A 14,122-nucleotide genomic window follows, 5' to 3' on the forward strand; every position below is an offset into this window, starting at 1 on the left:
GGAGGAGCATCATGGATAATAACGAGCATATGTTTGAAGACGAGACTACAGAAAATACATCAGAACATTCTGGTAATACATACGGAGACAATGGAACGAACAACAATCCATACGGTAATCAAAGCAATCCATACGGAAGCAATCAGGGAAGTGTCAATGGTAACCCATATGGCAATCCATATGGAAATCCTTACGGAAATGCCGGTCAGAATAACGGAAACCCTTATGGAGGCAGTGGACAGAATAACCAGTATTCCTACAATAGCAATCCATATACCAACGGGCAGACCGGACCGCAGGTGGGACCAAATGGCAAGAAACTGGGTGTAGGCTTTGGCGTGGCATCCTTAGTCCTTGGTATCATATCCCTGCTTTGTTTTTGCAGTGGCGTCAATGTGATCTTAGCCATCCTGGCGATCGTCTTTGGTGTGATCCAGATTGTTACCTGTGAGAAAAAGGGCATGGCAATCGGTGGTATCGCGACGGCTGTCATATCAGTGGTACTTTTAGTTATCACATGGGGGCTTTTGTTCAGTAATGCAGCATTTATGGATATGATGCAGGAAGAAATGCAGAATGATTTTGAAGATGACGAGGACATGCAGCAGTTCTTTGAGCAGTATGGCATTGATATGAACGGAGAAGACGATACGCTGTAATTCGCCGGCAATCCTTGACAAACGCATCTACACTAAGTATAATTTTTAACGAAATATGATTTGACAAATGCGTTGAGGAAGACAGTACGCAGAGGTGAGAACGTCGAGCGAGTCGGGTATGGTGTGAGCCGATATTAGTATCTATCTGTGGAAGATCACTTCTTAGCAGCGGACTGAAGGAGTTTATCTGGTAGGAAAGCCGTGAGTCTCTACGTTACAGAGAACATGTATGCAAAGGTGCGGGGCACTTTTAAGTACAGCGTTATAGGTGGTATACGAAACTTTCGTCCTATACGGACGGAAGTTTTTTCTTTTATGCACTGCATTTGTTCAGAATAAGAAATGATAGAAAGGAAGTCGACTATGTACAAGAAAGTCAACACGGAACTCAACTTTGTTGAGAGAGAAAAAGCCACAGAGAAATTCTGGCGTGACAATGACATTTTCAAGAAATCCATGGAGAATAGAAAAGAGGGAGAGACTTACACCTTTTATGATGGACCGCCAACAGCCAACGGCAAGCCGCATATCGGTCATGTAGAGACACGTACCATCAAAGATATGATCCCTCGTTATCAGACCATGAAGGGCAAGTATGTTCCTCGTAAGGCTGGATGGGATACCCATGGTCTTCCGGTCGAGATCGAAGTAGAAAAGAAACTGGGTCTGGACGGCAAGGAGCAGATCGAAGAATACGGTATGGAGCCTTTCATAAAGCAGTGTAAGGAATCTGTTTGGAAATACAAGGGCATGTGGGAAGATTTCTCCGGCACGGTTGGTTTCTGGGCAGACATGGACAACCCATATGTTACCTATGATGACAATTTTATCGAGTCCGAATGGTGGGCATTAAAAGAGATCTGGAACAAAAAGCTACTTTACAAGGGCTTCAAGATCGTGCCTTACTGCCCTCGTTGCGGCACGCCGCTTTCCTCTCAGGAAGTAGCGCAGGGCTACAAGTTGGTTAAGGAGCGTTCTGCCATCGTCCGTTTCAAGGTCGTAGGCGAAGATGCTTATTTCCTGGCATGGACAACGACCCCTTGGACACTGCCTTCTAACGTTGCACTTTGTGTCAACCCGAATGAGACTTACTGCAAGGTCAAGGCAGCAGACGGTTATACCTATTACATGGCAGAAGCACTCTTGGACAAGGTTCTCGGAACTTTGGCAAAGGATGACGAGAAGGCATACGAAGTTTTGGAGACCATGACCGGTAAGGATCTGGAGTACAAGGAATACGAAGCCCTCTATGCATGTGCAGCAGAAGCCGCTGCAAAGCAGAACAAAAAGGGACATTTCGTGACCTGTGATACCTACGTTACCATGAGTGATGGTACCGGTATCGTTCATATTGCTCCTGCTTTTGGTGAGGACGATGCCAATGTCGGACGCAACTACGACCTGCCTTTCGTACAGTTTGTTGACGGCAAGGGCGAGATGACGGCAGAGACACCTTATGCCGGAAAGTTTGTCAAAGATGCAGACAAGGATGTATTGGTCGATCTGGATAAAGAGGGTAAGTTATTTGCCGCACCGAAGTTTGAGCATGATTATCCACACTGCTGGCGCTGTGATACACCACTGATCTACTATGCAAGAGAATCCTGGTATATCAAGGAAACAGCCGTAAAGGATGATCTGATCCGCAACAATAACACCGTAAACTGGATCCCGGAATCCATCGGCAGCGGACGTTTCGGCAACTGGCTGGAAAACATTCAGGACTGGGCGATCTCCCGTAACCGTTATTGGGGAACACCACTCAACATCTGGGAATGTGAGTGCGGACACCAGGAATGTATCGGAAGCCGTGCAGAATTGGCAGAGCGTGCCGGTGATCCAAAGGCAGCAGAAGTAGAACTCCATCGTCCATATATCGATGCCGTGACCTTCACCTGCCCGGATTGTGGAAAGACCATGCACCGTGTACCGGAAGTTATCGACTGCTGGTTCGACTCCGGAGCAATGCCATTTGCACAGCACCATTATCCATTTGAAAATAAAGACTTATTTGAACAGCAGTTCCCTGCACAGTTTATCTCTGAGGCAGTGGATCAGACCCGTGGATGGTTCCATTCCCTGATGGCAGAGTCCACCCTGCTTTTCAATAAGGCACCTTATGAAAATGTTATCGTACTTGGACATGTACAGGACGAAAACGGACAGAAGATGTCCAAGTCCAAGGGCAATGCGGTAGATCCGTTTGATGCATTGGAGACCTACGGCGCAGATGCGATTCGCTGGTATTTCTATACAGCAAGTGCACCATGGATCCCGAAGAGATTTTCCGGCAAACTGGTACAGGAAGGTCAGAGAAAGTTCATGGGAACCCTGTGGAACACCTACGCATTCTTTGTACTATATGCTAATATCGATGAATTTGATGCAACAAAATATACACTGGAATATGACAAATTATCCATTATGGATAAGTGGATTCTTTCCCGCCTCAATTCGGCTGTAAAGGATGTGGATGACAATCTGGCAAACTACCGTATTCCGGAGGCAGCAAAGGGATTGGATGCTTTTGTTGATGACATGAGCAACTGGTATGTACGCCGCAGCCGTGAACGTTTCTGGGCAAAGGGCATGGAGCAGGATAAGATCAATGCATACATGACACTTTACACCTGTCTGGTTACCATCTGTAAGGCAGCAGCACCAATGATCCCGTTCATGACAGAGGAGATCTATCAGAACCTTGTCAGAAGCATTGATGCAGCAGCGCCGGAAAGTATCCATCTGTGCGACTATCCGGTTGTTAATGAGGCATGGATCGACAAGGAACTGGAAAGCAACATGGACGAACTTTTGAAGATCGTCGTTATGGGACGTGCCTGCAGAAATACAGCCAACATCAAGAACCGTCAGCCGATCGGTCAGATGTATGTCAAGGCAGAAAAGGATCTGCCGGCATTCTATATGGATATCATTGCAGATGAGTTAAATGTCAAGAAAGTGACCTTTACAGGTGACGTGGCAGACTTTACTACCTATACCTTCAAGCCGCAGCTTCGTACCGTAGGACCAAAATACGGCAAGTTCTTAAAGGGCATCCAGCAGGCACTTGCAGATCTGGACGGCAACGCTGCCATGGCAGGCTTAAAGGCTGATGGCGTGCTCAGACTGCCGGAGGTAGATGCATCGATCGAACTTTCTGAGGAAGACCTTTTGATCACCATGACCCAGAAAGAGGGCTATGTGACAGAAAACGATGCAGATATGACGGTGGTATTGGATACCAACCTGACCGAAGAATTACTGGAAGAAGGATTTGTAAGAGAGTTGATCAGCAAGATCCAGACCATGCGTAAGGAAGCAGACTTTGAAGTTATGGATCAGATCAAGGTATTCTATCAGGGAGCCGAAAAAGTCGGTCACATCTTTGCCGAGAACTGTGATACAATCAAGAAAGAAGTTTTAGCAACAGAGATCACAGCAGGCGACCAGGGCGAATACAATAAAGAATGGAACATCAATGGCGAGAAAGTTACTCTGGGAGTTTCAAAACAATAATGAGATTGCTGAGAAGAAAGGAGCCTGAGCAGATGGTTCATACTTTTGACAAGAAAGCGTTTAAGAAACAGATCAAGGAAAATGTCAAACTCTTATATCGCAAGGAGTTTGAGGAGGCAAACGATCAGGAAGTCTATCAGGCAGTTGCGCTGGCAGTCAAAGACGAAGTCATTGACAACTGGCTGGCGACCCAGAAGACCATGGAGAAAAAGGATCCCAAGACCGTATATTATATGTCTATGGAATTCTTAATGGGCAGGGCATTGGGCAACAATATGCTCAATCTCTGCTGCTATGATGAGATTTCAGAATGTCTGGATGAATTGGGATTTGATATCAATGCGATCGAGGATCAGGAACCGGATCCTGCACTTGGAAATGGCGGTCTGGGAAGACTGGCAGCCTGCTTTATGGATTCCCTCTCTACTTTGGGATATCCGGCATATGGCTGTGGCATCCGCTACCGCTATGGTATGTTCAAGCAGAAGATTGAGGACGGTTACCAGAAAGAAGTGCCGGACAACTGGTTAAAGAACGGTTATCCGTTTGAGATCAAGCGACCGGAATATGCACATGAAGTCCGTTTTGGCGGCTATGTCAGAACCGAGCAGGGCGAGGACGGCAACCTGCACTTTATCCACGAGGGATATTCTTCTGTGATCGCAGTTCCTTATGATATGCCGATCGTCGGCTACGACAACAATATGGTCAACACCCTGATGATTTGGGATGCAGAGCCAAAGGAAGTCTTTCGTCTGGATTCCTTTGACAAAGGGGAATATGATAAGGCAGTCGAGGAAGAAAATCTGGCACGCAATCTTGTCGAGGTTCTCTATCCGAACGACAATCATATCTATGGCAAGGAACTCCGCCTAAAGCAGCAGTACTTCTTTGTATCTGCAAGTTTGCAGCGTATTCTCTGCCGCTACAAAAAGCATCATGACGACATTCGTAAATTATACGAAAAAGTCACAATCCAGATGAACGATACCCATCCGACCTTGGCAGTTGCAGAACTCATGCGCCTGCTTTTGGATGAGGAGGGCTTGAGTTGGGATCAGGCTTGGGAAGTGACGACCAAGACCTGTGCCTATACCAACCACACCATCATGTCAGAGGCTCTGGAAAAATGGCCGATCGAGATCTTCTCCCGCTTACTGCCGAGAGTTTACCAGATCGTTGAGGAGATCAACCGTCGTTTTGAGATCGAGATCCGCAACCGCTTCCCGGGAGACGAGGGTAAGGTAGCCCGCATGGGTATTATCCGTGACGGACAGGTCAAGATGGCGCATCTTGCCATTGCGGCAGGCTATTCTGTCAACGGTGTGGCAAAACTCCATACAGAGATCTTAAAGACCCAGTCTTTAAAAGATTTCTATGATATGTACCCGGAGAAATTCAACAATAAGACCAATGGTATCACACAGCGCCGTTTCCTCTTACATGGAAACCGCCTTTTGGCAGACTGGGTGACAGATCACATTGGCAAGGAATGGATCACCGATCTGTCCCAGATGAAGAAATTAGAACTCTATGCGGATGATAAAAAGGCACAGCATGAGTTCATGAACATCAAATACCAGAACAAACTGCGCCTGGCAGAATATATCAAAGAGCACAATGGCATCGAGGTCGATCCGAGATCTATCTTTGATGTGCAGGTAAAGCGTCTGCATGAGTATAAGAGACAGTTGCTCAATATTTTGCATGTTATGTATCTTTACAACCAGATCAAGGAGCACCCGGAAAAAGAATTTTATCCACGCACCTTTATCTTTGGCGCAAAGGCAGCAGCAGGCTATAAGAATGCCAAACTGACGATCAAACTGATCAACAATGTGGCAGAGGTCATCAATAACGATAAGAGTATCGAAGGCAAGATCAAAGTTGTCTTTATCGAGGACTATCGCGTATCCAACGCAGAGTGGATCTTTGCAGCGGCGGATGTATCTGAACAGATCTCTACCGCCAGTAAGGAGGCATCCGGCACCGGCAACATGAAGTTCATGTTAAACGGCGCGCTGACCATCGGTACCATGGATGGAGCCAATGTGGAAATGGTTGAGGAAATGGGCGAGGAAAATGCCTTTATCTTCGGTATGAGTGCAGAGGAAGTCATTGCGCATGAGAAGAACCGTGATTACAACCCAATGGATATATTCAACAATGATCAGGATATCCGTAAAGTCCTGACCCAGTTAGTCAACGGATTTTACAGTGGCAGCGATTCTGAACTCTTCCGTGACCTTTACAATTCACTCTTGAATACACAGTGTACGCAGTACGCGGACACCTATTTTGTACTTGCAGACTTCCGTTCTTATGCAGAGGCACAGCAGCGTGTCATGGAAGCCTATATGGATGAGACCGGATGGGCAAAGAAGGCACTTTTAAATGTTGCCAATGTTGGTAAGTTCTCATCTGACCGCACCATTCAGGACTATGTGGATGATATCTGGCATTTGGATAAGATCACAGTAAACAAATAATAAATATTTTTACGCACATATGACAGCGGTCGCTTTCCTGCGGCTCGCTGTTATATTGCGTCTTATAAACGTGTGCTTATGGCGTACGCTATCACAAGGAGCAAAGAGATGAAAACGGGATTGATCGTTGAAGGGGGAGGCATGAAATGCGCATACAGCGCAGGAGTTTTGGACATCTTTTTAGACGAGGGGATTCAGTTTGATTACTGCATCGGTGTATCTGCGGGCGCGGCAAACAGTGCGTCTTTTCTGGCAGGGCAGCGTGAGCGAAACATGCGCTATTACACCAAACATGTCAAGGATCCGCGCTATATCAGTCTGCGCAGTCTGCTGACAACAGGATCCTTATTTGGATTGCAATACATTTATGGAACGATGACAAATGAGGGAGGCGGCGATCCGCTGGATTATGATGCTTATCATAACAATCCGACGGAGGCTTATCTGCCGGCAACGGATGCCGAGACAGGGCTGCCTCACTATTTTAATAAAAATGAGATCCGGCGCAACGAATACCAGCCGATCATGGCGAGCTGTGCCCTTCCGGTGGCATGCCGTCCGATTTCTTATGAGGGACATGTCTATTATGACGGCGGGGTATCGGATTCCATGCCGATCGAGCATGCCCTAGAGCATGGCTGCGACCGTTTGATCGTGATCTTTTCCAAGCCGCGGGGCTTTCGCATGAAGCCGCAGGGCGGCAAGATCGCCTATACGCTTGGGCTCAAGCATAAATACCCAAAGATCGTAGAGGATCTCAACCATCGCCACGAAGTCTATAACCGGCAGATGGATATGGTAGACACATTAGAAAAAGAAGGAAAGGTTATGACTTTCTGTCCGTCCGCAGACATCAAGATCGGCACCTACACCACCGACCCGGCGGTAATGATGCAGTTGTATGATAACGGGATCGCGGATGCCCAAAAACAGATGAGTCAGATAAAGGAATTTTTAAATGGAAAATAAATTGTCAAATATTTGGAAGTGCTTTCTGCCGAGCGTTTGTATCTTTGTTTTACAGATGGCGATTTCTTTTGTGGGGATGTTTTTTGTCTTTTGTTATAAGGCACACACTTATACCAGTGGAAGTTTTTCGGACTTCTTTCAGGGTTACTATAACGCGGTGACATCAACGGACTTTAACGTGGGCGTTATGTTGGTATATGCCGCTATTGCAGCCGTATTGTTTTTCTTCTGGTACTACAAAAAAGTGTGTGATAAGAGTGCAAAAAAGGGAGCCTTTGCGCTTTTGAAGGCAAATCCGGCGACCTGTATTGTGGGCGTGATCCTGCTTTCTTTTGGGATGCAGTATCTGTGTACTTATCTGATGAATGTAGTTTCCGTTCTTTTTCCCAGCTGGCTGACCCAGTATGAGACCTTGATGGACGGCATGGGCTTGTCAGAGTCACTGACCCTGCCGTTGGTACTCTACACGGTCGTGATCGGACCGATCTGTGAAGAACTGACCTTCCGCGGACTGACCTTTTCTTATGCCAGACGTGTTATGCCGTTTTGGGCAGCCAATGTGGTACAGGCACTGCTTTTTGCCGGTATGCATATGAATCCGCTGCAGGCAGTATATACCTTTTTATTTGGCTTAGTGCTTGGATATTTTGTGGAAAAGGCAGGCAATCTTTCCATGGGCATCTGCCTGCATATGAGTTTCAATGCTGTGGGCGTTTTGAGCGGTGGTCTGGCCTTAGGCGGCAATGGACCGATGCAGTTCTTCTGTATCTTATTTGGCTCTATGGTGGCTACTTATCTTGGCATTTTGCTCTTGAACAAGAATGCCAAAAATATGGCGTAATTTATCATAACTACGAAAGGGAAAGACATGGCATTTGTACATTTACACACACATACGGAGTACAGTCTTTTGGACGGCTCCAACAAGATAACTGAATATGTGGCGCGCGTGAAAGAACTTGGCATGAATGCGGCTGCCATTACGGATCATGGTGTCATGTATGGTGTCATTGATTTCTATAAAGAATGTAAAAAACAGGGCATCCGGCCGATCTTAGGCTGTGAGGTCTATGTGGCACCGGGTTCCCGCTTTGACCGTGAGTTGTCGCATGGGGACGACCGCTATTATCATCTGGTGCTTTTGGCAGAAAATAATGTCGGCTATCAAAACCTGATCAAGATCGTTTCCATTGGTTTTGTGGATGGCTACTACTACAAACCGCGTGTGGATATGGAGACACTGGAAAAATACCATGAAGGCATCATCGCCCTGAGTGCCTGCTTAGCAGGCGTGGTACCCCGTTATCTGCAGCGTGGCATGTATGAGGAGGCAAAGGAGATCGCTCTTAAGCACCGTGCCATCTTTGGAGAAAACAATTATTTTCTGGAATTGCAGTGCCATGGGATCGAGGCGCAGGAACTGGTCAACCAGCAGTTGGTGCGCATGAGCAAGGAGACCGGCATTGAACTGGTCTGCACCAACGATATCCATTACACCTATGCAGATGATGCGGCGCCGCATGATGTCCTTTTGTGTATCCAGACCGGCAAGAAACTGACCGACACCGACCGTATGCGTTACGAGGGTGGACAATATTTTGTCAAATCCGAAGAACAGATGGCGGCACTTTTTCCTTATGCACCACAGGCGCTTGCCAATACGCAAAAGATCGCTGACCGCTGTAATGTAGAGATTGAATTTGGCGTGACAAAACTGCCGCATTATCAGGTGCCGGAGGGCTACGACTCCTGGACCTACCTCAACAAACTCTGTTTTGAAGGCTTGCAGGAACGCTACGGAGACCGGGCAGAGGAATTGAAACCGCGTCTGACTTATGAATTAGAGACCATCCAAAAGATGGGATATGTGGATTATTTTTTGATCGTCTGGGATTTTATCAATTATGCCAGAACACATCATATCCCAGTAGGACCGGGACGAGGCAGTGCAGCCGGAAGTCTGGTGTCCTATACGACCGGTATCACCAATATCGATCCGATCCGTTACAATCTATTGTTTGAGCGATTTCTGAACCCGGAACGTGTATCCATGCCGGATATTGATATCGACTTCTGCTTCAACCGCCGAGGTGAGGTCATTGATTATGTCATTGAAAAATATGGCAAGGACTGTGTGACCCAGATCGTCACCTTTGGAACCCTCAAGGCAAAGGGCGTCATCCGGGACGTTGGACGCGTCATGGATATGCCATACAATTATGTGGATTCCATCGCAAAGGCAGTGCCGGATGATCTTGGCATGACATTGGATCTGGCTTTGAAAATGAGCCCGGATCTGCGCAAGATGTACGAGGATGACCCGGAGGTCAAGCGGCTGATCGATACGGCAAAACGTCTGGAAGGTCTGCCGAGGCATACGGGAATGCATGCGGCAGGTGTCGTTATCTCCCAAAAACCAATGGATGAATATGTGCCGTTATCGCGTGGCGGAGACGGTACGATCACAACCCAGTTCGTCATGACGACGATCGAGGAACTGGGACTTTTGAAGATGGATTTCCTGGGACTTCGTACCTTGACCGTCATTGATGATGCTGTCCAGTTGGTCAAGAAAAATTATGGCGTATCGCTGGATATGGATCATATTGATTATGATGATAAAAAGGTCTTAGACCTGATCTCATCCGGTAAGACGGAAGGGATTTTCCAGTTGGAAAGTGCCGGCATGAAGAATTTCATGAAGGAACTGCGCCCGGAGAGTTTAGAGGATGTCATCGCTGGAATCTCTTTGTATCGTCCGGGACCAATGGACTTTATCCCTGCCTATATCAAGGGCAAGAACGACAAGGCATCCATCACCTATGACTGTCCGCAACTGGAACCTATCTTAGCCCCGACCTATGGCTGCATCGTATATCAGGAACAGGTTATGCAGATCGTGCGTGATCTGGCGGGCTATTCTATGGGTCGGAGCGATCTGGTGCGCCGTGCCATGTCCAAGAAAAAGACCCAGGTCATGGAAAAGGAACGCCAGAACTTTGTTTACGGAAATGAGGAAGAGGGCGTCAAGGGTTGCATTGCCAACGGGATCAGTGAGGCTGTGGCAAATAAGATCTACGACGATATGATCGATTTTGCCAAGTATGCTTTCAACAAGTCCCATGCGGCAGCATACGCAGTTGTGGCATATCAGACAGCCTTTTTGAAATATTATTATCCGGTTGAATTCATGGCAGCCCTCATGACTTCGGTGCTGGATAATGCAGGCAAGGTTGCTGAGTACATCATGGTCTGCCGGGAGATGGGCATTGACGTCCTACCACCGGATATCAATGTGGGAGAGGGCAAGTTTGCCGTATCGGACGGAAAGATCCGCTATGGCATGTATGCGATCAAGAGTATTGGACGTCCGGTCGTGGATTTCATTGTGGCAGAGCGTCAGCAGAACGGCGATTACAAGACTATCGAGGATTTCTTAAAGCGTGTCAGTGGCAAGGAAGTCAACAAGCGTGCGGTGGAAAACCTCATCAAGGCGGGAGCCATGGATGGACTGGACGGCAACCGCCACCAGATGATCACGGTATTCCCATCCATCATGGATCGGATTAGCAGTGATAAAAAATCTTCCATGGCAGGGCAGATGACTCTCTTTGACATCGCATCGGATGATATCAAAGAAGAATTTGAGATCAAGATGCCGGATCTGGAAGAATACGATAAGGAAGAATTTCTGGCATTGGAAAAAGAGGTGCTGGGTGTTTATATCAGCGGGCATCCTTTAGAGAAATATACAGAACTTTTAAAAAAGAACGTGACTGCAGGCTGTCGAGATTTTATGCTGGATGAGGAGACTCATAAGGCGACTGTGGCAGACGGGGCAATGGTCATTATCGGCGGCATGATCACGGACAAGACCATCAAATATACCAGAAACAACCAGACCATGGCTTTTATCACCATAGAAGACCTCTTGGGCAGTGTGGAAGTGATCGTCTTTGCCAGAGAATACGAAAAATACCGAAATCTTCTGGAAGTGGACAACAAGGTCCTGATCAAGGGACGTGCCCAGGCAGAGGAAGAAAAGAATGCAAAACTGATCTGTACGGAAATGCATGGATTTGACGAAGTGCGCAAGGAACTCTGGATCCAGTTTGCGACCAAGGAGGAGTTTGAAGCAAAACAGCAGACTCTCTTCGATGCCATTGCCGATATGGATGGGGAAGATAACATTGTGGTATATATTTCTGCTATCAAGGCGATGAAGCGCATGCCGACAAATTGGAATATTTCCATAAATGAGGATGCGATGGAGAAAATATCACAGATTTTTGGCAGACAAAATGTAAAAGTTGTGGAAAAGAATGTTGAATTTCAAAGAAAAAGATATTAGAATATAAGTCGAGTGAATGGATTAAATTATAGGAGGAAGTTACGATGGCAAAAGAAGTACAGACAATTGGCGTCTTAACAAGTGGTGGAGACGCACCGGGAATGAATGCAGCCATCCGTGCAGTCGTGCGACAGGCGATTGCCAGAGGTAAAAAGGTCAAGGGAATTAAGCGTGGATATGCCGGACTTTTGCAGGAAGAGATCATAGATATGGATGCGCATAGTGTATCTGAGATCATCCAGCGAGGCGGTACGATCTTGCAGACAGCCAGATGCTTGGAGTTCATTGAACCAGAAGTACAGAAAAAAGCAGCAGACATCTGCAAGAAGCATGGAATAGATGGATTGGTCGTTATCGGTGGTGACGGTTCCTTCAAGGGAGCGCAGAAGTTGGCAGCACTGGGGATCAATACGATTGGTCTGCCGGGCACGATCGATCTGGATATCGCATGTACAGAGTACACGATCGGATTTGATACAGCCGTAAATACAGCAATGGAAGCCATTGACAAGGTACGTGATACTTCTACTTCCCATGAGAGATGTTCTATCATCGAGGTTATGGGACGTGGTGCCGGTTACATAGCACTCTGGTGCGGTATTGCCAACGGTGCCGAGGATGTATTGCTTCCGGAGAGATATGATTATGACGAGCAGGCACTTGTCAACCATATCATCGAGGGCAAGAAAAAGGGCAAGCAGCATCACATCATCATCAATGCCGAGGGTATCGGACATTCTGCTTCTATGGCAAAACGTATCGAGGCTGCTACCGGTATTGAGACAAGAGCAACGATCTTAGGACACATGCAGCGTGGCGGAAGCCCGACATGTAAGGATCGTGTTTATGCATCTACCATGGGTGCATTGGCAGTTGACCTGCTTTGCAAGGGAGCATCTAACCGCGTTGTAGGTTATCGTCATGGCGAGTTCGTTGATTTTGATATTGATGAGGCACTTGCAATGACAAAGGGAATTGATGAATATCAGTTCGAGATCTGCAATACGCTTTGCAATTCATAACAGGAATGATATGAGGGGTGGTGCCGCGTGCATCATCCCTTTTTTGGTTTTCTACCATACAGAAAGGCAGGAAGTATGATCACAAGCACCGCAAATAAGCAGGTAAAACACATTATACAATTACAGAAAAAAGCGCGGCTTCGTCGCGAGGAAAATGTCTTTATCGCAGAGGGCCCGCGCATGGTCATTGAGACGCCAAAAGAAATGCTGGAAGAGATCTATGTGGCAGAGTCTTTTGAAGATACCTGGGATGGACCGGTAGATGAGATCGTCAGTGACGCGGTGATGAAGGCTATGTCGGATACACAGACCCCACAGGGAGTGCTTGCTGTGGTAAAAAGACCTTCCTATGATCTGGAGGATATTCTTGCCAGGCGCCCGGCACATCTGCTTTTGGTGGAAGGAATTCAGGATCCGGGAAATCTGGGGACCATGTTTCGCACCGGGGAAGGCGCAGGCGTTACCGGTGTGATCATGCACAAGACGACGGTAGATCTTTTTCATCCCAAGACCGTGCGCTCGACCATGGGAAGCCTTTACCGGGTGCCTTTTTATGTGGCAGAAGACTGGGAAAAAGACCTGCATAGGATCTCGGAGGCAGGCATATCTTTATATGCAGCGCATTTGCAAGGAAAGCAAATGTATGATATGTTTGACTATAGGTCTGATTGCGGATTCCTGATCGGAAACGAGGGTAATGGTCTGATGGATGCGACGGCAGCGATGGCGGACGCTTATCTGCGTATTCCGATGGAGGGATCGGTAGAATCTCTGAATGCGGCAATGGCGGCAGGCATACTCATGTATGAGGTCAACAGGCAGAGAAGACAAAAGTAGGAGGACGTAAGAAGTTGCGTATATGGTTCAAACAGTGGAAAGACAGCCGTATGGTGCGGGATCTGGTCATTGAGGACAATTCGGATGAGACGAGAACGCACAAGGTATTTGGCGCACTGGATCAGGCGTGTTATGATATGGATCTGGGCAGACCTTTATGGCTGGATGTTACGGTGCGTGATTTTAAACGCCAGGCAAAAGCCAGATTTACCAAAGATTGTTTTATGGAAGAAGTTCCGTTTGATTATTTAGAGATCGATGTCATTGAGGAAGACTAGG

At 47.1% G+C, this 14,122-nt stretch carries 9 protein-coding genes; all 9 read left to right on the plus strand.

The annotated features are described in order from the left end of the window. Nucleotides 1-11 precede the first annotated feature (11 nt). Nucleotides 12-659: a DUF4190 domain-containing protein gene (locus tag H8R94_RS09300; protein ID WP_186854490.1), complete on the plus strand. Its 648-nt coding sequence runs from the start codon at nt 12-14 to the stop codon at nt 657-659. A 363-nt stretch (nt 660-1,022) separates the two neighbouring features. Next, nucleotides 1,023-4,175, plus strand: a complete 3,153-nt coding sequence (gene ileS / locus H8R94_RS09305; protein WP_186854491.1) for an isoleucine--tRNA ligase — start codon at nt 1,023-1,025, stop codon at nt 4,173-4,175. A 32-nt stretch (nt 4,176-4,207) separates the two neighbouring features. Beyond that, complete coding sequence (locus H8R94_RS09310) at nt 4,208-6,664, plus strand: glycogen/starch/alpha-glucan phosphorylase (RefSeq protein WP_186854492.1); 2,457 nt, start codon at nt 4,208-4,210, stop codon at nt 6,662-6,664. Nucleotides 6,665-6,772: 108 nt separating this feature from the next. Next, nucleotides 6,773-7,633: a patatin-like phospholipase family protein gene (locus H8R94_RS09315; RefSeq protein ID WP_178009547.1), complete on the plus strand. Its 861-nt coding sequence runs from the start codon at nt 6,773-6,775 to the stop codon at nt 7,631-7,633. Then, nucleotides 7,623-8,474, plus strand: a complete 852-nt coding sequence (locus tag H8R94_RS09320) for a type II CAAX endopeptidase family protein (protein ID WP_186854493.1) — start codon at nt 7,623-7,625, stop codon at nt 8,472-8,474. Before H8R94_RS09315 ends, H8R94_RS09320 begins: the two co-directional genes overlap by 11 nt. Before the next feature lie 27 nt (nt 8,475-8,501). Further along, the gene (locus H8R94_RS09325; RefSeq protein ID WP_186854494.1) at nt 8,502-11,984 is read left to right on the plus strand and encodes a DNA polymerase III subunit alpha; all 3,483 of its coding nucleotides are present in this window, start codon (nt 8,502-8,504) and stop codon (nt 11,982-11,984) included. A 44-nt stretch (nt 11,985-12,028) separates the two neighbouring features. After that, nucleotides 12,029-13,006: a 6-phosphofructokinase gene (pfkA, locus tag H8R94_RS09330; protein WP_118535314.1), complete on the plus strand. Its 978-nt coding sequence runs from the start codon at nt 12,029-12,031 to the stop codon at nt 13,004-13,006. Nucleotides 13,007-13,081: 75 nt separating this feature from the next. Next, a complete protein-coding gene (locus H8R94_RS09335) occupies nt 13,082-13,843 on the plus strand; it encodes a TrmH family RNA methyltransferase (RefSeq protein WP_186854495.1) in 762 nt (253 codons plus the stop codon). A 14-nt stretch (nt 13,844-13,857) separates the two neighbouring features. Next, complete coding sequence (locus H8R94_RS09340) at nt 13,858-14,121, plus strand: hypothetical protein (protein ID WP_118281693.1); 264 nt, start codon at nt 13,858-13,860, stop codon at nt 14,119-14,121. Nucleotide 14,122: the final 1 nt, after the last annotated feature.

The organism is Roseburia lenta, from assembly GCF_014287435.1.
Classification (GTDB): domain Bacteria; phylum Bacillota; class Clostridia; order Lachnospirales; family Lachnospiraceae; genus Pararoseburia; species Pararoseburia lenta.